Source organism: Rhodococcoides sp. S146-33, from assembly GCF_059489205.1.
This window is the reverse complement of sequence record NZ_JCAJWY010000002.1, coordinates 930,012-950,127: the sequence shown is the minus strand read 5'-3', so window position 1 is coordinate 950,127 and position 20,116 is coordinate 930,012. Positions and strand designations below refer to the sequence as shown.

Annotated in this window: 22 protein-coding genes; 2 read left to right on the top strand and 20 right to left on the bottom strand. The window is 64.3% G+C overall.

Annotation, left to right across the window (positions count from 1 at the left end; all coding sequences use genetic code 11):
- Positions 1-89 precede the first annotated feature (89 nt).
- On the bottom strand, positions 90-980 hold the full coding sequence (gene rpsB / locus AC5WEY_RS12960) for a 30S ribosomal protein S2 (protein ID WP_057477617.1): 891 nt from the start codon (positions 978-980) through the stop codon (positions 90-92).
- 347 nt (positions 981-1,327) lie between these two features.
- On the opposite strand from rpsB, the gene AC5WEY_RS12955 reads away from it, so the two are divergent.
- On the top strand, positions 1,328-1,834 hold the full coding sequence (locus tag AC5WEY_RS12955; protein WP_495646162.1) for a M23 family metallopeptidase: 507 nt from the start codon (positions 1,328-1,330) through the stop codon (positions 1,832-1,834).
- Positions 1,835-1,837: 3 nt separating this feature from the next.
- Here AC5WEY_RS12955 and AC5WEY_RS12950 read toward each other — a convergent pair whose 3' ends face one another.
- The 13 genes from AC5WEY_RS12950 to AC5WEY_RS12890 all read right to left on the bottom strand — a co-directional run bounded on the left by AC5WEY_RS12950 (position 1,838) and on the right by AC5WEY_RS12890 (position 15,008).
- The gene (locus AC5WEY_RS12950; RefSeq protein ID WP_495646161.1) at positions 1,838-2,920 is read right to left on the bottom strand and encodes a MinD/ParA family ATP-binding protein; all 1,083 of its coding nucleotides are present in this window, start codon (positions 2,918-2,920) and stop codon (positions 1,838-1,840) included.
- Between the two features lie 304 nt (positions 2,921-3,224).
- Positions 3,225-4,151 (bottom strand): tyrosine recombinase XerC, encoded by a 927-nt coding sequence (locus AC5WEY_RS12945; protein WP_495646160.1) that lies wholly within the window; start codon positions 4,149-4,151, stop codon positions 3,225-3,227.
- Between the two features lie 69 nt (positions 4,152-4,220).
- On the bottom strand, positions 4,221-5,003 hold the full coding sequence (locus AC5WEY_RS12940; RefSeq protein WP_082520981.1) for a siderophore-interacting protein: 783 nt from the start codon (positions 5,001-5,003) through the stop codon (positions 4,221-4,223).
- Between the two features lie 93 nt (positions 5,004-5,096).
- The gene (dprA, locus tag AC5WEY_RS12935) at positions 5,097-6,218 is read right to left on the bottom strand and encodes a DNA-processing protein DprA (RefSeq protein ID WP_495646159.1); all 1,122 of its coding nucleotides are present in this window, start codon (positions 6,216-6,218) and stop codon (positions 5,097-5,099) included.
- Positions 6,215-7,720, bottom strand: a complete 1,506-nt coding sequence (locus tag AC5WEY_RS12930; protein ID WP_495646158.1) for a YifB family Mg chelatase-like AAA ATPase — start codon at positions 7,718-7,720, stop codon at positions 6,215-6,217. The genes dprA and AC5WEY_RS12930 overlap by 4 nt, the downstream gene beginning before the upstream one ends.
- The gene (locus tag AC5WEY_RS12925; RefSeq protein ID WP_094618652.1) at positions 7,720-8,076 is read right to left on the bottom strand and encodes a YraN family protein; all 357 of its coding nucleotides are present in this window, start codon (positions 8,074-8,076) and stop codon (positions 7,720-7,722) included. The genes AC5WEY_RS12930 and AC5WEY_RS12925 overlap by 1 nt, the downstream gene beginning before the upstream one ends.
- Before the next feature lie 370 nt (positions 8,077-8,446).
- A complete protein-coding gene (locus AC5WEY_RS12920) occupies positions 8,447-8,791 on the bottom strand; it encodes a histone-like nucleoid-structuring protein Lsr2 (protein WP_057477611.1) in 345 nt (114 codons plus the stop codon).
- Positions 8,792-9,205: 414 nt separating this feature from the next.
- Complete coding sequence (locus AC5WEY_RS12915; RefSeq protein WP_008717288.1) at positions 9,206-9,511, bottom strand: DUF2469 domain-containing protein; 306 nt, start codon at positions 9,509-9,511, stop codon at positions 9,206-9,208.
- 37 nt (positions 9,512-9,548) lie between these two features.
- On the bottom strand, positions 9,549-10,307 hold the full coding sequence (locus AC5WEY_RS12910) for a ribonuclease HII (RefSeq protein ID WP_495646157.1): 759 nt from the start codon (positions 10,305-10,307) through the stop codon (positions 9,549-9,551).
- The gene (gene lepB, locus AC5WEY_RS12905; protein ID WP_495646156.1) at positions 10,304-11,080 is read right to left on the bottom strand and encodes a signal peptidase I; all 777 of its coding nucleotides are present in this window, start codon (positions 11,078-11,080) and stop codon (positions 10,304-10,306) included. Before lepB ends, AC5WEY_RS12910 begins: the two co-directional genes overlap by 4 nt.
- A 143-nt stretch (positions 11,081-11,223) precedes the next feature.
- A complete protein-coding gene (rplS, locus tag AC5WEY_RS12900) occupies positions 11,224-11,565 on the bottom strand; it encodes a 50S ribosomal protein L19 (protein WP_032378188.1) in 342 nt (113 codons plus the stop codon).
- A 138-nt stretch (positions 11,566-11,703) separates the two neighbouring features.
- Positions 11,704-12,552, bottom strand: coding sequence for a hypothetical protein (locus AC5WEY_RS12895; protein WP_495646555.1), 849 nt, complete (start codon positions 12,550-12,552; stop codon positions 11,704-11,706).
- 107 nt (positions 12,553-12,659) lie between these two features.
- Positions 12,660-15,008 (bottom strand): Tex family protein, encoded by a 2,349-nt coding sequence (locus AC5WEY_RS12890; protein ID WP_495646155.1) that lies wholly within the window; start codon positions 15,006-15,008, stop codon positions 12,660-12,662.
- Positions 15,009-15,076: 68 nt separating this feature from the next.
- Between AC5WEY_RS12890 and AC5WEY_RS12885 the strand changes: the two genes are divergently transcribed.
- A complete protein-coding gene (locus AC5WEY_RS12885) occupies positions 15,077-16,033 on the top strand; it encodes a hypothetical protein (protein ID WP_495646154.1) in 957 nt (318 codons plus the stop codon).
- A 5-nt stretch (positions 16,034-16,038) separates the two neighbouring features.
- Here AC5WEY_RS12885 and trmD read toward each other — a convergent pair whose 3' ends face one another.
- The 6 genes from trmD to AC5WEY_RS12855 form a co-directional block, all read right to left on the bottom strand.
- Positions 16,039-16,719, bottom strand: coding sequence for a tRNA (guanosine(37)-N1)-methyltransferase TrmD (trmD, locus tag AC5WEY_RS12880; RefSeq protein ID WP_032377039.1), 681 nt, complete (start codon positions 16,717-16,719; stop codon positions 16,039-16,041).
- A 3-nt stretch (positions 16,720-16,722) separates the two neighbouring features.
- Positions 16,723-17,265 carry a ribosome maturation factor RimM gene (gene rimM, locus AC5WEY_RS12875; protein WP_057477605.1) on the bottom strand — a complete coding sequence of 181 codons (543 nt, stop codon included), beginning with the start codon at positions 17,263-17,265 and terminating at the stop codon, positions 16,723-16,725.
- 15 nt (positions 17,266-17,280) lie between these two features.
- Positions 17,281-17,523, bottom strand: a complete 243-nt coding sequence (locus AC5WEY_RS12870) for an RNA-binding protein (RefSeq protein ID WP_008717313.1) — start codon at positions 17,521-17,523, stop codon at positions 17,281-17,283.
- Positions 17,520-17,996, bottom strand: a complete 477-nt coding sequence (gene rpsP, locus AC5WEY_RS12865; RefSeq protein ID WP_269603229.1) for a 30S ribosomal protein S16 — start codon at positions 17,994-17,996, stop codon at positions 17,520-17,522. The genes AC5WEY_RS12870 and rpsP overlap by 4 nt, the downstream gene beginning before the upstream one ends.
- Positions 17,997-18,182: 186 nt before the next feature.
- Positions 18,183-19,013 carry a CPBP family intramembrane glutamic endopeptidase gene (locus AC5WEY_RS12860; protein ID WP_057477603.1) on the bottom strand — a complete coding sequence of 277 codons (831 nt, stop codon included), beginning with the start codon at positions 19,011-19,013 and terminating at the stop codon, positions 18,183-18,185.
- Positions 19,006-20,115, bottom strand: coding sequence for an amidohydrolase family protein (locus AC5WEY_RS12855; RefSeq protein WP_495646153.1), 1,110 nt, complete (start codon positions 20,113-20,115; stop codon positions 19,006-19,008). Before AC5WEY_RS12855 ends, AC5WEY_RS12860 begins: the two co-directional genes overlap by 8 nt.
- Position 20,116 lies beyond the last annotated feature (1 nt).

Here is a 20,116-nt window from a genome sequence, read left to right as displayed (position 1 = left end):
GGGCTCACTGTGGAGCCGCTCCGACCACCACCCTGACATACCGAAGCGGCCCCGGCCCACCCCTGAGGGTGAACCGGGACCGAATTCGATCAAGCCTGAGCGGCTGGTGCTTCCTCTGCTGCCGGAGCCTCTGCAGCGGGAGCGTCGGTTGCCGGAGCTTCCTCTGCTGCCGGTGCGTCCGCGGCCGGTGCGTCTGCCGCGGGTGACGCCTGCTGGAGCTGCTCGAGCTCCCACTCGGCGAGGGGCTCGCCTGCGCCGACCTCGGGCTTGGCGTCGGATGCAGTGTTCTGACCTGCTCGCGCCTGTACGCCCTCGGCGACTGCGGACGCGACGACCTTGGTCAGCAGCGCAGCGGAACGGATCGCGTCGTCGTTACCCGGGATCGGGTAGTCGACCACGTCGGGATCGCAGTTGGTGTCGAGGATCGCGATCACCGGGATGTTCAACTTACGGGCCTCGGCAACCGCGAGGTGCTCCTTGTTGGTGTCGACGATCCAGATGGCCGACGGAACCTTGGCCATGTCCCGGATACCACCGAGGGTGCGGTCGAGCTTGGTCATCTCACGCGTGAGCATGAGGATTTCCTTCTTGGTGCGTCCCTCGAAGCCGCCGGTCTGCTCCATTGCCTCGAGCTCCTTGAGGCGAACGAGGCGCTTGTGCACGGTCTGGAAGTTGGTGAGCATGCCACCGAGCCAGCGCTGGTTGACGTAGGGCATGCCCACGCGAGTCGCCTCGGCTGCGATGGACTCCTGCGCCTGCTTCTTGGTGCCGACGAACAGAACCGTGCCTCCGTGGGCAACGGTCTCCTTGACGAACTCGTAGGCCCTGTCGATGAACGTCAGAGTCTGCTGCAGGTCGATGATGTAGATGCCGTTGCGGTCGGTGAAGATGAATCGCTTCATCTTCGGGTTCCAGCGACGGGTCTGGTGTCCGAAGTGTGTGCCGCTGTCGAGCAGCTGCTTCATTGTTACTACAGCCATGGCTGAAGAACTCTCTTTCGATGGTGCGGTTGACGCAGAGTGTCGGTGACCTCTGCCCTGGCGGCCGCTGGGGTTGCCGGACCCGCGAACCACGAGGATTCTCAGGACCGCCGACAACCGGTTCTCGCATCGATGGTTCTGCCGTGGCAGACGATGCGATGACAACGGACGCGCGAAGTCGACCCGTGCACGCACAGGCCGCATCGACGAGTGTAGACCTGCCACGGCCCCCTTCATAACCAGGCCCGACTGTCAAGAGATTCCGCTACCTGTGGACAAAGAAGTCCGTTGTCCACAATCGACGTTCACTACCGTTTCGGTGCTCTGATTCGGGAGATGGTCGACGGATGAACTTTCGTCTCGCCGTGCGGGCATCGTCGATCGGCGTCGCGGTCGGCCTCTCGCTCTCGACGACGGTCGCATCGGCCGCTCCGGGCGATTTCACCTGGCCGTTGCAGCCGAAGCCCCGCATCGTCACCCCGTTCGACCTTCCCGACCAGGATTGGCTCCCCGGACACCGCGGTATCGACCTCGCCGCCGACGAGGGACGATCGGTACTGGCGGTGGCCGACGGCACGGTGGTGTTCGCCGGTTCGGTCGCGGGAAAGCCCGTCGTATCGGTCGACCATGCGGGAGGACTGCGCTCGACGTACGAGCCGGTGACGGCCGCGGTCACAGCAGGAACGCGGGTCCGACGCGGAACGGTGCTGGGTTCGGTGGCGTTCGGACACGAGGGCTGCTCGCCCACATGTCTGCACTGGGGCATCAGACGAGGCCGCGAATACCTGGATCCGACGGCGCTGGTACGCACCCGGCCGATCAGGTTGAAACCGGTGGACGAACCGAGCCGGTGAATGTCAGCGCAGGGGACCCGAGTGTCGGCCGGACGCTGCCGGAAAATCGTCCGCGACCATGGCGGCGAGCTCGACGAATGCGCTTCTGGTCTGCGGGCGCAACAGATCGAGATCGACCACCGCGCCCTCTGCCAGATGCTCGTCGAACGGGACGACGAGGACTGCGCGACAGCGTTCGAGGAAATGCTGCTGCAGCAGGTTCATGTCCACTGCCGACGAGCCCGGACGCACCGAGCTGATCACCACGACCGTTCGCTCGACCAGGTGTCCGTACCCGTGCAGCTCGAGCCAGTCCAATGTCGCCGCGGCACTGCGGGCACCGTCGACCGCCGGGGAACTCACCAGTACGAGCGCGTTGGCCAGCTGCAGCACGCCGTTCATCGCCGAATGCATGATGCCGGTTCCGCAATCGGTCAGGATCAGGTTGTAGTACACCTGCAGCATGTCGATGACGGCTCGGTAATCCTCTTCGCCGAACATCTCGGACGCCGCCGGGTCGCGCTCTCCTGCAAGCACTTCCAGTCGACTCGGTGCCTGCGAGGTGTGCTCGCGAATGTCGGAGTAGCGCCGAATGTTCGGTGCGGCTGCCAACAGGTCGCGGACGGTCGACGACGTCTGCCGGGGAACTCGCTCTCCGAGGGTGCCGAAGTCGGGGTTCGCGTCCACGGCGATGACGCAATCTCCCCGCAACGACGCGAACGTCGAGCCGAGGCCGAGCGTGGTAGTCGTCTTGCCGACACCACCCTTGAGGGAGAGGAACGCGATCCGGTAGTCACCGAGCACAGGTTGACGGATTCGCTCGACCTGATTTCGGTACCGCTCCTCGGCCGTCGACTCACCCGGATTGATGACACCACCGGTCAGCCGGTGAACGCCTCGACGCCATCCGGAGTTCGACGCTCGCTTGGGACGCTTCAGCAGCGAATCGGCACCCAGATCTTGGCTGGTGGGGCGATACGGGTTCGGCGCACCCGCCCACGGTTGCGGCGACCAGCCTCCACCAGGTGCCGGGAACTCCTCCGGCCGCGGTTGCGTGGGCGTGTGTCGGTCGAACTCCGCGGCCACCGGCCCCGGCTCCAGCGGCACGGGCGGGTTGTACCTCGGTGGAACGGCACGCCGCTCGATCGAATCGGGAGTTTGCCAAGGTGGCGGCTGCCGCGGCGTCGAGCGCGATCGGACATTCGGCTCCGATGATGCCGGCCGAGAACTGTTCTCCGGTGCCTCACCGCTTCGGTTGCCGGGCTCCTGCCCCTCGGCCGCGAGGTTCTCACGGACATGCATCGACCACGGTTCCGAAGCACCCTGCGGTCGGTCGCGGTCCACGGTCCCCCGTACTCGGTCTGGTTGGTCGGTCATGACGCTACCAAACGTAGCGTCGCCGACGCTCGACTCACGCCCGGGGGTGAGCCTGATCGTGCACGGCTCGCAACCGTTCGACCGAGACGTGTGTGTAGATCTGCGTGGTTGCGAGGGACGCGTGCCCGAGCAACTCCTGCACCACCCTGAGATCGGCGCCGCCTTCGAGGAGATGGGTCGCTGCTGTGTGACGCAGACCGTGCGGACCGAGGCTGGGGCCACCGGGAACGGTCTCGAGTACCGCGTGAACCGCGGTCCTGGCCTGCCGTTGGTCGAGACGCCCTCCCCTCCTACCCAGCAACAGAGCCGCCCCGGACCGATCGTCGACCAACTCCGGCCTGCCACTGACGAGCCACTTCTCGAGAGCGTGTGCCGCCGGCATTCCGTACGGCGCAGAACGCTCCTTGTTTCCTTTGCCCAGAACGCGGACAACGCGGCGATCGGTGTCGACATCGTCGAGGTCGAGTCCGCACAACTCCCCGACGCGGACCCCGGTTGCGTAGAGGAGCTCGACGATGAGCCGATCCCTCAACGCGATCGGATCGAGCTCGGCAGCACCCGATTCGGCAGCCGCCAGCGCCTGGGCGGCCTGATTGTGCCGCAGTACACCAGGCAGAGTCCGGTGACTCGACGGTGCCGCCAGCCGTTCGGCAGGCCCGACCTGCACCGCCCCCACCCGCTCGAGCCATTTGCCGAAGGTCCGCGCAGACGAGGTACGCCTGGCCATCGAGGTTCTGGCCGCGCCGGCCGCCGAATACTTGGCCAGCCAGGAGCGCACGGCCCGGAGGTCGAGATCGGCGATGGTCGCATCGGGGTCGGAGTCCGCGAGATGCGAGAGGAGCGATCGAGCATCCGCGACATAGGCGCGAATGGTGTGTTCGGAGCGCTCTCGACCGAGTCGAAGATGTTCGGCGAACTCTTCGACGTGGATGCCGAGGTGAGGCGGCAGCGAATCGGTCATAGTCTCAGCTTGGGTGCTGACGACTCGCACGACAACCGGACACGCCGCCGGAACGACATCGGTGCGAGCTCAGGCGTCGACGCCTGCTTCCGCCTGTGCCAGCTCACGCTTCCAGGCTCGGAAAGTCTCCTCGGTGCGTCCGCGACGCCAGTAACCCGAGATCGATGCCCATTCGGCAGAGATCCCACGCTCCTTGCGAATGTAGGGCCGGATGTTGTGCATCACGGCCTGCGCCTCACCGTGCACGAAGACCTGTGCCTGGCCGGGTAGCCATTCCGTGTCCTTGACCGCGGCGATCAAGGGAGCGTTGTCGCCGGCTCGGTCGTCGCCGACCTCGTTGGAGGAGGCACCCCGGTGAACCCACGTGACGTCGACGACGGCGAGCGTTTCCATGTAGATCTCGTCGTGACGGTCGGCAACTTCGATGAACACTTTGGCGATGGCGTCTTCGGGCAGTGCCTCTACGGCAGCCGAGATCGCGGGAATCGCCGATTCGTCACCTGCGAACAGATGCCAGTCCGCGTCGGGCCGAGGGGCGTACCCACCGGACGGGCCGAAGAACGACATCTCTTCCCCCGGCTTCGCCCGGGTGGCCCACGGCCCGGCAACTCCTTCGTCGCCGTGCACCACGAAGTCGATCGCGATCTCGCGCGCACTCGTGTCGACGGATCGAACGGTATAGGTGCGCATGATCGGATCGTCGTCGGTTCCGAAGAACAGCTTGACGTAGGCGTCGGTCTCGTCGATCGCGTCGAAGTCGTCGAAATTGTCTCCGCCGAGATACACCCGGTACATGTGCGGGGTGAGCGCCTCGGTGCGCAGGACGGACAGCGTGGTTTTCTTGCGTGGCACTTCGGACCCCTCTTCGAGCGAACACGTCGGTGCGTGCTGCACCGACTAAGCATTACCTAACACCCTACCTTCGGGGCTCGGCAAACGTGGCGGTCAGCCCCGAACCACGCGGAACCACCCGGTCTCGTCGCTGGCCACGAAGCCGTCCATTTCCAGCACGGGAAGCGCTGCGCGCACCTTGCCGATCGGTACACCGGACCGTTCGGACAACTCGCTGCTCGACAATGACCCGGTTGCCGGCAACGCGTCGTAGATCAGCAATCCGGTCTCCGAGAGCGCGTCCGTCTCGCGAAAGAGGTCGGGCCGCCACTCCTCCGGAGATCCCAGGGCACCGGCCTCGGCAACGACATCGTGCGAGCTCGACACCAGCACTGCCTCCCCGTCGCGGATCATGCGATGGCACCCCTTGGACGTAGGCGATGTGACGGGACCGGGAACCGCGAGTACCGGACGACCCAGTTTTGTCGCCCATGCCGCAGTATTGCGAGCCCCGCTGCGCCACCCGGCCTCGACCACCACCACAGCCGATCCGAGTGCCGCAACGAGTCTGTTGCGAGCGAGGAAGCGATGCTTGGCAGGAGTGGTGCCCGGTGCGTATTCGCTCAGGACCAGGCCGTGATCGGCTATCTGTCGCAGCAATCGGGAATGCCCCGCCGGATACGCACGGTCGACGCCACAGGCGAGCACCGCCATCGTCGTTCCCTCTACTCCGAGAGCCGCCCGATGCGCCGCGGCGTCGATCCCGAAGGCCGCGCCGGAAATGATGGTCCAACCGTCGAGCGCGAGGTCTGCCGAAATTTCTGCGGTCACGTGGTCCCCGTACGGGCTCGAGGCACGGGTCCCCACGATGGAGACGGATCGTTCGGTAGCAGTTGCGACGGGTCGATTTCCAAGCGCCCACAACGCAATCGGTGGGCAGGTGTCCACTCCGGCGGTGAGACCCGAGCCGTCGAAGCCGAGGAATCTCCACGCCGGCCACTCGTCGTCGTCAGGAGTGATCAGCCGGCCACCCAGCGCCGCGATGTGATCGAGATCCGCTGCAGCGGTGTCGATGTGGGCACGCGCCGCCAGCCTCTCACCCAATCCGCCTGCCCGAACCGCCGCGGCAGCCGCTTCCGGGCCTTGTGCAGCGGCATGGTCGACCACGAGTCGATGCGGGCCTTGCGCCACTCGAGACAGATATGCCCACGCGAGTCGGCGTGCGTCGTGCGTCATGCCACTCCCCTGTCGCGGAAATCCAATGCTGCTCCGACCTCGTCGGCACCGGGAACCGTGCCCCCTGCGAGATCGCTCAACGTCCACGCCACCCGTATCGCTCTGTCTGCTCCCCGCGCGGTCAACGATCCGTTCCGCAACGCCCGCTCCACCGGTGCAAGCGTCGAGCGTGCCAACCGAAACCTCTGCCGCAGAGCGGGTCCTGGGACTTCCGCATTCGTTCTCCAGCCGAAGTCCTGCCACCGCTGTGCGGCCGCGTCCCTGGCTCCGGTCACGCGAGCACGGATCTCGGTCGTTCCCTCCCCCACCTCGTCGACCAGCGCTCCCGTCGCCACGCCCATCATCTGTATGCGGAGATCGACACGGTCCAGCAACGGACCCGAGAGCTTTCCTAGATATTTGCGCCGAACAGTGGGCGCACAGACGCAATCGACCTGTCGCGCAGGTGCACACGGGCACGGATTCGCCGCCAGGACCAGCTGGAATCGAGCCGGATATCTGGCCACACCGTCTCGACGTGCAATGCGAATCTCGCCGTCCTCCAAAGGGGTCCGCAGAGCCTCCAGTACGCGAACGCTCATCTCGGCGCACTCGTCCAGAAATAGGACTCCTCGATGCGCGCGACTGACCGCGCCCGGTTTGGCCATTCCCGTTCCACCCCCCACCAGGGCGCTCACCGACGTCGAATGATGAGGTGCGATGAACGGCGGCGAGGTGATGAGCGGGCGCGCGGTGGTCAACAGACCAGCCACCGAATGTATGGCCGTCACCTCGAGCGCCTCGGACTCGGTCAGCGGCGGCAGAATTCCCGGAAGACGCTGCGCCAACATCGTTTTGCCGATACCCGGCGGACCGGTCAGCATGATGTGATGCGCTCCGGCGGCCGCTACTTCCAGAGCCCACCGCGCATCCGCCTGCCCGGCCACATCGCTGAGATCGGGATAGGTCTCCTGATGCCACTCGGTCGGCACCGGCGATTCCAAGCCCTGCTCGCCGCGAAGCCACGCCACGACATCCCCGAGCGAGCCTGCGCCCAGCACGTCGATACCGTCCACCAGGCCCGCCTCGGGTAGACACTGCATCGGGACCACCACCCGTCGCCAGCCCGCACCCTTGACCGCAAGCACCCCGGGCAGGACCCCGCGAACTGGCCTCAGCCTGCCGTCCAGAGCAAGTTCGCCCAGAAACACTGTCTCCGAGAGACTCCCGCGCGGGATGGCCTTCGCCGCATCGAGAACAGACAACGCGAGAGCGAGGTCGTACACCGATCCGCCTTTGGGCAGCGTTGCGGGTGACAGTGCGAGAATCACCCGACTGTCCGGCCACGTGCCACCCGAGTTCTTCACGGCTGCTTTCACGCGATCTCGTGATTCGTTCAGTGCAGTATCGGGCAGGCCGACCAGATGTGTGCCCGGAAGCCCTTGCCCGATATCGGCTTCGATTTCCACCAGCACACCGTCGACACCGTTGACCGCAACCGAATGCGCGCGTCCGAGCGGCATCAGAACGCAGCCCGGATGTGAGTGATCACCGGATTGTCGTCTCGCCCGACCACGATAGCGATCACGTCGAATCTGATCTGAACCCAAGGACCTTGTTGCAGGGCAAGCCACGACAATGCGAGCCCTCTGATTCGTACCTGTTTCGTGTAGGTGACAGCCTCGGCCGGGGTTCCATAACCAATTCCCGAGCGCGTCTTCACCTCGACGAACACCATCGTGTCACCGTCGCGCGCAATGATGTCGAGCTCACCGGATCGATGCCGCCAGTTCCGCTCGATCACCTCGAGTCCGATGTCCTCGAGATGGCGCACCGCGAGGTCCTCACCGCGCGCACCGAGTTCCTGATTGGTCGCCATATCCGCATTCCTCCACTCTGCGGCCGTACTTCGCGGCCGATTCGTGCTACCGAAGGTGGCACGTCCGAATCGAGGAGAAACAATGAAAGCGCAGGTGGGTGATCACCCTGTGGACAACTGCTCGCCTGTGGACGAACGGGCAGATGTGAGAGACCTGTTGCCGGAATTGTCAGACCGTCATGCTACGGCTTGGACCAGCTCGCCGGCCGGGTGGCAGCGGTCATCACACGCATGAATCCAAGGACCCCCACACGCACAAAACTCCGCCCGAAACGAAAATTCGGACGGAGCTGATGCTCAGCGTCGACACACGAAATCGAATGCCGGTAGAGCGTTTTCGGGCACCGAGGTAAACGGTGCTACCACATGGTCAGTGGGCAGCCTCGTATGCTGCCTGCACGTCCTGACTGATGCGGCCGCGAGCACTGACCTCGTGGCCGTTCTCGCGTGCCCATGCCCGAATGTCCTGAAGATCGACTTTGCCGCGAACCGGTGCCGGAGTAGCGCCGCCCTTGCGCGTACGGCGTCCGGAGACCTTCTCTGCGTGCTCGATCCAGAAAGCCAACTGTTCGTGCAATTCGTTCGCATGCTTGAGGTTCAAATCGATGCGGTACTGGTTTCCACCGATGCCGAATTCGATGGATTCACCTTGACCGTCTTTGATTACCGATCCATCGACATCGTCGATCATCTGAACAAGCGTCTTGCGTGCCATCTCGTACCTCTTACACGTCTGGGGGATGTGATATTCAAGTTCTACCACCCATTCTCGTATGTGTGCAAAGAAGTTGCAGGTGTTACGCGACGCGTCGAACTTACGAATATCACCCCAGATATGGCCTCACATTTCGAGAGAATAGACCTCGAAATCGAATACTTCTGTCACACAGTTACTTTCGCGGCTCGAATCTACCGCGCCGCCCTCTGCCAGAGGTGGCTCTCCGCCGAAACCAACGATGAAACAGGACACACGGAACGATTTGGTCGGCTGTCCAATTTTTTTTTCGACAATCACGACCGACACCGTCGACTATCGGTGCGGCGACTCGTCGGCGTGAGGCCGGGCGTTTTTCACCCGTACGCGAACCGCCGTCGACTGCCGATGTGCCACGGCGTTCGCCGCAACACGCTATTCCGGAAGGCGTAGGTCGGGTTTGTCCAGCTCTTCGATGTTGACGTCTTTGAACGTGATCACTCGGACATGCTTGACGAAACGGGCGGGGCGGTACATGTCCCACACCCACGAATCCGACATCCTCAATTCGAAGTAGATTTCACCGTCGGCGTTGTGCGGAATGAGTTCGACGGAGTTCGCCAGATAGAACCGACGTTCGGTTTCGACCACGTAGTTGAACTGACCTACGATGTCCCGATACTCGCGATACAGCGAGAGCTCCATCTCGGTTTCGTACTTTTCGAGATCTTCGGCACTCATCGGTCTCTTTCATCCTCCAGTCGGGCGTGAGAAGTAATCATCGCGCACCTGCGTCGCGGCAGTCCATTCGCCCCACGGCGTCGTCGTCTCGCGGGGAGCCTGCGGCCGCCGCAGCGACATTCGCATACGACATTCGATGTTCTCTGCTGGGGCCGAGAGCAATCATGGCGGCCGAATGAGCCCGCGTGCTGTAGCCCTTGTGAACGGCGAATCCGTAGCCCGGAATCTCCTCGTCCATCTGCACCATCAACCGATCACGCGAGACCTTTGCCAACACGCTCGCGGCAGCGATGCACGCGGCGGTGGCGTCGCCGCCGATCACCGGTAGCGACGGAATTGGCAGGCCGGGCACCCGGAAGCCGTCGGTGAGCACGTACCCGGGAGTCACGCCGAGCCCGGCAACTGCGCGACGCATTCCCTCGATGTTCGCCACGTGCACCCCGATGCGATCGACTTCGGCAGCGTCTATGAACACCACGCTCCATGCAAGCGCCAGCTTCTGAATCTTTGGGAACAGTTCCTCGCGTCGACGCTCGGTCAACTTCTTCGAGTCGTCCAGATCGGCCAGCGCGGCATGGGCGCGAGCGCCGAGTACACATGCCGCGACCGTCAACGGACCGGCACACGCTCCCCTACCTGCCTCGTCGACACCCGCAACCGGCCCGAGACCGCCGCGTTCCAAAGCCGACTCCATCGTCCGCAACCCGGCGGCTCGCCGGATGACCGGACGTGGCGGCCACGACGACCGCGTCAGAGTCGCTCGTACACGAGGCGCGCGGCGGGGGGCCGTCGTCATCGACCTTGGATGTCGGGAGAATCGAGGAGTCCGGTCCGTGACGGGGGCAGGGCGATGAAGACAGCCTTGCCGATCACGTTGTCGAGCGGCACAGTCCCGGTGAATTCGTCCGTGATGTGATAGCGGGAGTCTCGTGAGTTGCTCCGGTTGTCTCCCATCACCCAGATGTTGCCCTCGGGGACGGTCACGGGGTCGAAGCAGCGTCCCGACTTCAGCTCGGTGTCACACGTCATCGTGCCCGGGGCGAACGGGAAATCCATCTGAATGTACGGCTCGTCCAACGGCTTCCCATCGACGAGTACTCGGCCCTGATCGTCACAGCACTCGACGGTCTGACCGCCGGTGGCAATGACGCGTTTGACCAGATCGTTCTCGTCCGGAGCGACGACTCCGATCAAGGAGCCCACTTCCTGGGCCCCGCGGATGATCGAGTTGTCGGAGCGCTGCGAGACGAATTCGTCGTTCCACGAATCCGGACCACGAAAGACGACGATGTCGCCGGGCTTCGGGTCACCGAAGCGGTACCCGATCTTTTCCACCACGATCCGGTCGCCGGTACAGCCCGCGCAGCCGTGCAGAGTCGGCTCCATCGACTCGGATGGGATCAGGTACACCCGAGCGACGAATGTTTGGAGCAGAAAACTCAACACCAGCGCTACCAGAATGAGAATCGGAAGCTCTCGCCAGAACGATCGGGGCTTGCGATCCCGACGCTCGTTCTGCGAAGACTCGTCGTCGGGCTCGTCGGTCGGATCCTGTGGGGACTGCGTCACGTCAACAGGTTAGCCGGAACGCTGGTCTGCGCGGCCGGACGGTCTGTGCACCGGCGTTTCGGACCGGCCGAGACGCATCATGCCGCGTCGCCCGAGAGGGCGACGCGGCATGATGGGAGCTATATGGATCCGGGCGGAACCAATCAGCGCTTTTCCTTGATCTTGGCGGCCTTGCCACGCAGATCGCGGAGGTAGTAGAGCTTGGCGCGACGGACGTCACCGCGAGTGAGGACCTCGAACTGCGCGATGTTGGGGCTGTGCACCGGGAAGGTGCGCTCGACGCCGACGCCGAACGAGACCTTACGAACCGTGAAGGTCTCGCGAACGCCACCGCCCTGACGCCGGATGACGACGCCCTTGAAGATCTGAATACGCTCCTTCGAGCCTTCGATGACCTTGACGTGCACGTTCAGGGTGTCGCCGGGGCGGAAATCGGGGATGTCGCCACGCAGCGACTGATTGTCGAGAAAGTCCAGAGTGTTCATCGGTTGTGCCATCCTTGCGTTCTGCGCTTGAGTAGAGGAACCGAGCGGCTCGCAGACTGCGCGGCTCGACTGGTTCGTACTCCGAGTGAGGTCCGTGCCTGCTAGAGGCAACCCGACCATTGTGCCAGACCATCATGCCTACGGAGAAATCGACTCCGCGCGGGGTGAGACGGCAGCGCCCGACACCGGTGCCGGCACCACGACGCGCGCCAACTCGTCCTCGGTGGCCTCGCGTGCATGGACGATGCTGGGCTTGCCCGCGATTGCGTCCTGCAAATAGATCTTGGCTCTGATCAGCGGTCTGCGCCAGCGCTTCTCACGTCGCAGAGCTCTTCCCATCTTTTTCGGCCTGCTGGTGTAGCGCCACCTCGCCCACGGCGCGCTCGGTCTGCTCAGTCGAATCGCCGCCAAAACGAGGATCGGCAGGACGAACAGCCCTACCAACCCGGTCCAGATCTTTCCCTTGAGCAGAACGATGACACCGAGAGCCAAGTTGGCCAATGCCAGTACCGCCAGTGTCCCGCGGACCCACGGATCCGGATCGGCTCGAAAGCTCGCCGGGCTCAGGAGCGCCAAGGGGTGGAACCCGAGGAGCAACAGTCCCGTGAACGCCACCGCAGCGAACACTGCGTCGACCGACGTACGACCCTGTTCGGACCAATAGACGTCGCGGAGGTAGAAGATCAATGCGAACTCGTCGAGAACGAGCGCGGCCCCGATGCCGAAGACGGCGGCCAGGACCGCGCCGATCGTCTGCGATCCGTCCACATACACCGCGATGAGACCGATCCCTGCCAGCAACATGAGCACGATCCCGAACACGACGTGATGTATGTGCTGCCCACCGGGCGTGATGTTGCCGGGCCACCACTTCACGTCCGCGCGAATCATCCTGACGCTGAGGCGGATCAACAGAAATCCGACCAGCAGACCCAACAGGAAGCAGAAAAGCGGAAGACGACCGTGATCGATGACCCCGTGTTGCAACCACCTCACGTGCGTCTCACGTCCTTCCTACCGAACGACCGGCGAGTCGGACTTCACACTATTCGTGATCCGGGCCGCCCAGGACGGCATCGACCATCGAGCAGTCGCTATTTTCCGAATCCGGCCTTCCGGAGCGCGTCCGCCATCGAACCGGCCGCCGGTGCGGCCTGTTGAGCACCACCGCGACGTTCTCGCTGGGGTCGTGAGTCTCGTCCCCGATTGCCCTGGTCGGTACCGCCGGCTCGCCCCTGGCCCCGCGGTCGTTCTCCCTGCTGTCCGCGGGGGGCGTCCTTTCCGGTGGAGGCCCCAGGCTCGTCGTCCAGTCGCAGGCTCAATCCGATGCGCTGACGAGGGAGGTCCACCTCCATGACCTTGACGCGTACGACGTCACCGGACTTGACGACCTCACGCGGATCCTTGACGAAGTTGTGCGACATCGCCGAGACGTGAACGAGACCGTCCTGATGCACACCGACGTCGACGAAAGCACCGAACGCCGCCACGTTCGTCACCACGCCTTCGAGCGTCATGCCCGGCTTCAGGTCGGCCACCTTCTCGATACCGGCCGCGAAAGTCGCGGTCTTGAACTCCGGACGCGGGTCGCGTCCCGGCTTCTCCAACTCGGAGATGATGTCGGTGACAGTGGGCAACCCGAATCGTTCGTCGACGAATTCCGCAGGATCGAGGCGGCGCAGGAGGGCCGTGTTGCCGACCACTTCACGCACTCCGACGCCGGCCTTGCCGACGATGCGGCGGACTACGGGGTACGCCTCCGGGTGCACACTCGACCGATCGAGTGGGTCCTCTCCCCCGGAGATGCGGAGGAATCCGGCGCACTGCTCGAAAGCCTTGGGGCCCAGGCGCGGTACGTCCTTGAGGGTGCTGCGGCTGGCGAACGGTCCGTTCTGGTCGCGGTGCGCCACGATGCTCTCGGCGAGCGAGCCGGCAATTCCCGATACCCGCGACAGCAGGGGCACCGACGCTGTATTGACGTCGACGCCGACCGCGTTCACGGCGTCTTCGACCACGGCTCCGAGTGAGCGAGCGAGCAGAGTTTCGGAGATGTCGTGCTGGTACTGGCCGACGCCGATGGACTTGGGATCGATCTTGACCAGCTCGGCCAACGGATCCTGCAGCCTGCGAGCGATCGAGACCGCTCCACGGATCGAGACGTCGAGTTCGGGCAGCTCGCTCGAGGCGTACGCCGACGCCGAATACACCGAGGCACCGGCCTCGGAGACCACCACTTTGGTCAGCTTCGCAGCCGGGAACTTGGTAATCAATTCGGCTGCCAGAGAGTCGGTTTCACGTGAAGCCGTGCCGTTTCCGATAGCGATGAGCTCCACTTCGTGCTTGGCCGCGAGCCCGGCGAGAGTGGCCAGTGCCTGATCCCACTTACCCTGCGGCTTGTGGGGATAGATCGTGTCGTAGTCGACGACCTTTCCGGTGGCGTCGACGATGGCGACCTTGGTGCCGGTACGGAAGCCCGGGTCGAGGCCCATCGTGGTGCGGTTGCCCGCAGGCGCGGCGAGCAGCAGATCCTTGAGGTTGCTCGCGAACACGTCGACGGCGTCCTTCTCGGCGGATTGACGCAGTCGCATCCGGGTGTCGAGTGAAACCGTCACCAGCATCTTGGTGCGCCACGCCCAACGGACGGTATCGAGCAACCACTTGTCGGCGGGCCGTCCTCGATTCGCGATCCCGAACTTGGTGGCGATCCGACCCTCGTAGACGCTGGGCACCCCGGGTGTCGGTTCTTCGCGCTCGGGCTCGAATCCGAGTGAGAGTATTTCTTCCTTTTCGCCTCGGAGGGTGGCGAGAATGCGATGCGAGGGCAGGCTCGTGAAAGGTTCGGAGAACTCGAAGTAGTCGGAGAACTTGGCACCCTCCTCCTCCTTGCCCTTGCGAACGGTGGCAACGAGTTTGCCGGAGGTCCACATGAGTTCGCGCAGTTCACCCACCAGGTCGGCGTCCTCGGCGAAACGCTCGACGAGAATTGCGCGTGCGCCGTCGAGCTGCTCCTGGTCGAATTGCGCAGGATCGGTGGTGGGGTCGGAGAACAGCGCATCGGCCACGGGCTCGTGCCCCGCTTCACGCGCGATCTGGGCTTTCGTCCGACGCTTCGGCTTGAACGGCAGATAGATGTCCTCGACGCGAGCCTTGGTATCGGCCAGCATCAATGATTGTTCGAGGGCGTCGTCGAGCTTGCCCTGACTGCGGATGGATTCGATGACGGCATCTCTTCGCTCGTCGAGCTCGCGCAGGTACCGCAGCCGCTCGTCGAGCTGCCGCAGCTGCGCATCGTCGAGGGTGCCGGTGACCTCCTTGCGGTACCGCGCGATGAACGGGACCGTCGAGCCGCCGTCGAGCAGTTCCACGGCGGCCCGAACCTGTTCTTCACGAACATCGAGTTCTTCGGCTATGCGCTTGTTCACAGATTTCAGAGCAGTGGTCACGGCGATGGACCCTACCGCTAATGTGGGACAGGTCGGTCAGCGGTTCAACGTCTGGGAGAGATGCACGCATGGTCAGGGTGTCTCGCTTCCTGACTGTCGTCTGCACCGCACTGCTGTTCACCGCAGGGTGCTCGGTTCCACCGGACGATCGACCCGGCGATCCCGCCGCGAAAGCAACCGCCGAGCCCTCAGCGTCACCCTTTCCCGACATGCAGAAGGTCGACGGCGTCGCTCTCGAAGCCCGAATCCCCATGGCGATCGCGTCGGCGCAGGCTCGCGGTGCCGACGTCGACTTCGCATTACTGGACCGCCAGACCGGTTCCTTCTACAGCAGCAACGCCGACGTACAGGTCGAAACTGCATCGGTGTCCAAGCTCTTCATCGCCGACGAAGTGATGTTCCGGGCGCAAACCGAGAACCGCCCTGTCTCGGTCGACGAACTGAGTACCATAACCGACATGTTGGAATTCTCCGACGACAACGCTGCGTACACCCTCTGGTACCGCTACGGCACGTCGGACATAGTGCGCGCAGTCGCGGCCCGATACGGTTTGCAACGCACCACCGCACCGGGCGACGATCAGTGGTACAACACCGAAACCACGCCGAGCGACCTGGTCGGGTACTACGCGGGCTTGCTCAACGGCAGCGGTGGACTGACGACTGCGTCGACGGACGTGATCATCGGCATGCTGCGGCGTTCGGCGCCGATTGCCGCGGACGGCTACAAGCAGCATTTCGGAATCGTCGACGGTCTACCGGGCGAGAGCGTGCACGCAGTCAAACAGGGCTGGATGTGCTGTGTCGCCGATCGCTGGGTGCACCTGTCCACCGGGACGATAGGCGTCGACAATCGCTATCTGCTGGCTCTCTCGTCACGAGAGGACATCTTCTACGCCGACGACATGGAGAGCTATCCGGACACCGCAGTGGTCGATGTGAGCGATGATGCCAGTGCTCTGCATGCCAGGGACACTCTCACCGGATTCGTCTCGATGCTCTTCCCTGGCGGCACTGTCAGCTGAATTGCTCAGTCGCCGAGCAGATCCGGGCGACGCTCGGCGGTGCGTGTCAACGACTGGGCACGACGCCACGCCGCTATCTTCGCGTGATCGCCGGAGAGAAGGACGTCGGGAACGTCGAGTTCACGCCACCGGGCCGGACGCGTGTAGCTCGGCCCTTCGAGCAGACCGTCGGAGAACGAATCCTCTTGGTGCGACTGTTGATTGCCGAGCACTCCGGGCATGAGTCGAACTACCGCCTCGGCCATCACCAGGACGGCCGCCTCACCGCCGATGAGCACGTAGTCGCCGATACTGACTTCTTCGACGCGGACGCGGCGCGACGCATCGTCGAAGACCCGCTGATCGATACCCTCGTACCTCCCGCAGGCGAACACCAGATGCTGCTCGGTGGACCACCGTTCGGCTGTGCGTTGGGTGAACGGAACACCGGCAGGAGTGGGAACGACGAGGAGTGAATCCTCGGTCAGAACGTGGTCGAGGGCGTCGCCCCAGACAGTTGGCTTCATGACCATGCCAGGTCCGCCGCCGTAGGGTGAATCGTCGACGGCCTTGTGCACGTCATGGGTCCACGATCGCAGATCGTGGACCTCCACCGAGACAAGACCGCGGTCGATTGCCTTGCCCAACAAAGCCGTTCGCAGCGGCGTCAGATACTCGGGAAAAATGGTGACGACGTCGAGACGCACGATCTACTCCGGGTCCAGCAGGCCCTCGGGCGGATCGATCTGGATCGTCTTGTCGGCCAACGACACCGACGTCACGATCGCCGCCACGAAGGGAACGAGAATTTCGGCGCGGGTGTCTCCGCCGAAACCGGGCCCCGGCGTGATGGAGAGCAACTCACCCGCTGCCGAGTGCAGTACCTCTCGGACCGTCCCCACTGCCGAGCCGTCGGACAGAACGACAGTGAGTCCTTCGAGCTCGTGATCGTAGAATTCGTCCGGATCATCGGACGGCGGAAGATCTGTGGACTCGACGACGAACAGGGTTCCGCGGATCTGATCGGCGGACGTTTTGTCGTCGATACCGTTCAGACGCAGCAGAAGCCGCCCGGAGTGTTCCCGGACGGCGTCCACCGTGTACGAGGCGGGAGCAGCATTCGATCGAGGCTTGCGGCCGCGAAGAACGGTCCCTATCGCGAAGCGATCGTCGGGGTCGTCGGTGCGAACCTCGACGACGACTTCGCCTTTGATGCCGTGCGACTTTGCAACACGGCCGATGACCAGCTCCATGATTGTGTGCGTGACCTAGTGGTCCGTGTCGACCACATCGACACGAATGCCGCGACCACCGATACCCGAGACGAGCGTGCGCAGCGCCGTGGCGGTACGACCGCCGCGACCGATGACCTTGCCCAGATCGTCGGGGTGCACGTGAACCTCCACGGTGCGGCCACGACGGCCGGTGATCATCTCGACGCGAACGTCATCGGGATTGGCGACGATGCCGCGAACGAGATGTTCGACGGCATCGGCGACAACGGCACTCACTTCTCAGCAGCCTCGGCGGCCGGTGCGTCTGCGGTCTCGGTTGCTGCGGCGTCGGTGCTCTCCGCAGCGGCGTCGTCGGACTTCGGAGCCTTCTTCTTCTTCGCCGTGGTGGCCTCGCCCTGGGGCTCGGAATCGGCCTGCGCCAGTGCGGCGTTGAACAGGTCGAGCTTCGACGGCTTGGGCTCGGCGACGCGGAGGGTTCCCTCGGTGCCGGGCAGACCCTTGAACTTCTGCCAGTCGCCGGTGATCTTCAGCAGGGCCTCGACAGGCTCGGTCGGCTGCGCGCCGACGCCAAGCCAGTACTGTGCGCGCTCGGAGTTGATCTCGATGACGCTGGGATCCTGCTTGGGCTCGTACGTGCCGATGGTCTCGATCGCACGGCCGTTGCGGCGGGTGCGGGCGTCGGAGATGACGACGCGGTAGTGCGGGGTGCGGATCTTGCCGATACGCATGAGCTTGATCTTGACAGCCATGTTCTGGTGGAGCCTTTCGAGAGTTGGTCACGGCGCAATTCAGCGGTTCGCACGGCATGCGAACCCGGTTTTGCGTTGAAGGTTGTTGTGACCGCCGCGCGGTACGTAACCGGAAGACGGGCGAACAGCTGTTCATTGTGCCAGACGAGCATCGCGAACCGTGAATCGCCCTCGGCAACGACTCGATCAGGCCAGCAGGATCACCAGGGCAGGCAGGGTGTTGTTCATCGAGTGGGCCGTGGTCGACGCGACGATCGAGCCGGAACGCATTCTGGCGATGCCGATCGCCAGTCCACCCCACAGCAGGACAACGAATCGCCACCATTCGCGATGCCAGACGGCGAACACGACCGCGGTGATCGTGAGTACGACCCATCGATTGCCCAGCCAGGCCATCGGCATCGGGCGGGTGCGCTTCTCGAGCGCGCCCCACAGCATGCCGCGGAACATCGTTTCCTCGCAGATCGGTGCGCCTATCCAGATCCACACGGCCAGAGCGACTTTCCATCCGACAGCTGTATCCGTGACGTTGCCCAGTGGGGTCTGGTCCTCGAGGTCGAGGCTCGACAAGAGCACCAGCGCGAGAAGCAGACCGCCGACGACCGCGACACCACCCCAGGCCAATCCGGATCGAAGCTGACCGAGCAGTTCGGAACTGGATCTGGGAAGACCGAAATCCACGACGGGACCGTTGCCACGAGACATCGAGATCGCCACGGCCAGTCCTGCGGCCAGCAGGCTCGGAATCATGATGCCGACGACGAACAGAGCAGAGGTCTCGGTCGTGACGACGAGTCCGAGGAGCAGGAAGCCCGCCAGATTGAGGCCGAGAACGAGCGCTGCCGCCGGCAGTCCCCATCGCTGACCGCGCTGACGCTGCTGATTGGCCTGTTCGGCCCGCCAGTAGGTCTCGGACAGGCCCGAGCCTTGTTGCTGAACGTTGTTCATCGGGGCCATTCCGGCCCAGCTCGGGCGGTTCGGGTCGAACTGCCCGCCGCCGTTGGACGGATCAGTCATCACCGGCCTCCGATCTGCTCGTCGTGCGTGACCCTCTGTCGGTCACGCGTCCGCGCAGAATCACCAGCTCCGGGTTGGCCAGCACGTCCGGTCCACCGCGCGGATCCTCCGCGTAGACGACGAGGTCTGCGGGTGCGCCGTGCTCGAGTCCCGGTCGTCCCAGCCAGGACCGGGCGTCCCAGCAGGCAGCACCGAGGGCGTCCGTCGGAGAGAGACCGACGCGCGTGAGTGCCGCGACCTCGTCGGCGATGCGACCGTGTGCGATGGACCCACCGGCATCGGTTCCCGCGTAGATGGGAATCCCGGCATCATGGGCCCGGCCGACGGTGTCGGCGACGCGCGCGTGCAGCGCCCGCATGTGCCGGGCGTAGACGGGGTACCGGGTGGCGGAATCCGCGATTCCGGGAAACGTCTCGATGTTGATGAGCGTCGGCACCAGAGCGGTTCGGTGATCGACCATCATCTCGATGGTCCCGTCGGTCAGACCGGTGCCGTGTTCGATGCAGTCGATTCCCGCCGCGATCAGTCCGGGAAGCGCATCTTCACCGAATACATGGGCGGTCACCCGCGCGCCCTCGGCATGAGCAGCGGCTATGGAGTCGACCAGGATCGAGTCGGTCCACAGCGGCCGCAGATCGCCTGCCGAGCGATCTATCCAATCGCCGACGAGCTTGACCCAGCCGTCACCGAATCGCGCTTGCTGTGCAACGGCCTCGGGCAGCTGAGACTCGTCCTCGATGTCGATGGCCAGACCCGGTATGTATCGCTTCGGCGATGCGATGTGTCGGCCTGCTCTGATGATTCGAGGAAGGTCGTCTCGCTCGTCCAACTCGCGGGTGTCGACCGGAGACCCCGCGTCGCGAAGCAGCAACGCGCCGACGCCTCGCTCGGTGTGTGCCTGACGGATCGAGCCGGGCAGGTCCGTGTGTCCCCCGCCGTACTCGATTCCCACATGACAGTGGGCATCGACGAGACCGGGCAGAATCCAACCGCCGTCGTACACGAAATCCGCGTCGGCAATCGGCTCCACGGACACGACACCGTGGTCGATCCACAGATCGATCTCGGACCCGTCCGGCAGTCCACGGCCCCGCACCCGCATC

Excerpts from the sequence above, each read along its gene's own strand:
- AC5WEY_RS12910 (WP_495646157.1), bottom strand. The coding sequence starts at position 10,307 with ATGACGACGGCCCCCCGCCGCGCGCCTCGTGTACGAGCGACTCTGACG.
- AC5WEY_RS12860 (WP_057477603.1), bottom strand. The coding sequence starts at position 19,013 with ATGACTGATCCGTCCAACGGCGGCGGGCAGTTCGACCCGAACCGCCCG.
- AC5WEY_RS12885 (WP_495646154.1), top strand. The coding sequence starts at position 15,077 with ATGGTCAGGGTGTCTCGCTTCCTGACTGTCGTCTGCACCGCACTGCTG.
- rpsB (WP_057477617.1), bottom strand. The coding sequence starts at position 980 with ATGGCTGTAGTAACAATGAAGCAGCTGCTCGACAGCGGCACACACTTC.
- AC5WEY_RS12955 (WP_495646162.1), top strand. The coding sequence starts at position 1,328 with ATGAACTTTCGTCTCGCCGTGCGGGCATCGTCGATCGGCGTCGCGGTC.
- rplS (WP_032378188.1), bottom strand. The coding sequence starts at position 11,565 with ATGAACACTCTGGACTTTCTCGACAATCAGTCGCTGCGTGGCGACATC.
- AC5WEY_RS12945 (WP_495646160.1), bottom strand. The coding sequence starts at position 4,151 with ATGACCGATTCGCTGCCGCCTCACCTCGGCATCCACGTCGAAGAGTTC.
- rpsP (WP_269603229.1), bottom strand. The coding sequence starts at position 17,996 with ATGGCTGTCAAGATCAAGCTCATGCGTATCGGCAAGATCCGCACCCCG.
- AC5WEY_RS12930 (WP_495646158.1), bottom strand. The coding sequence starts at position 7,720 with ATGCCGCTCGGACGCGCGCATTCGGTTGCGGTCAACGGTGTCGACGGT.
- AC5WEY_RS12920 (WP_057477611.1), bottom strand. The coding sequence starts at position 8,791 with ATGGCACGCAAGACGCTTGTTCAGATGATCGACGATGTCGATGGATCG.
- AC5WEY_RS12915 (WP_008717288.1), bottom strand. The coding sequence starts at position 9,511 with ATGAGTGCCGAAGATCTCGAAAAGTACGAAACCGAGATGGAGCTCTCG.
- AC5WEY_RS12925 (WP_094618652.1), bottom strand. The coding sequence starts at position 8,076 with ATGGCGACCAATCAGGAACTCGGTGCGCGCGGTGAGGACCTCGCGGTG.
- rimM (WP_057477605.1), bottom strand. The coding sequence starts at position 17,265 with ATGGAGCTGGTCATCGGCCGTGTTGCAAAGTCGCACGGCATCAAAGGC.
- AC5WEY_RS12855 (WP_495646153.1), bottom strand. The coding sequence starts at position 20,115 with ATGCGGGTGCGGGGCCGTGGACTGCCGGACGGGTCCGAGATCGATCTG.
- dprA (WP_495646159.1), bottom strand. The coding sequence starts at position 6,218 with ATGACGCACGACGCACGCCGACTCGCGTGGGCATATCTGTCTCGAGTG.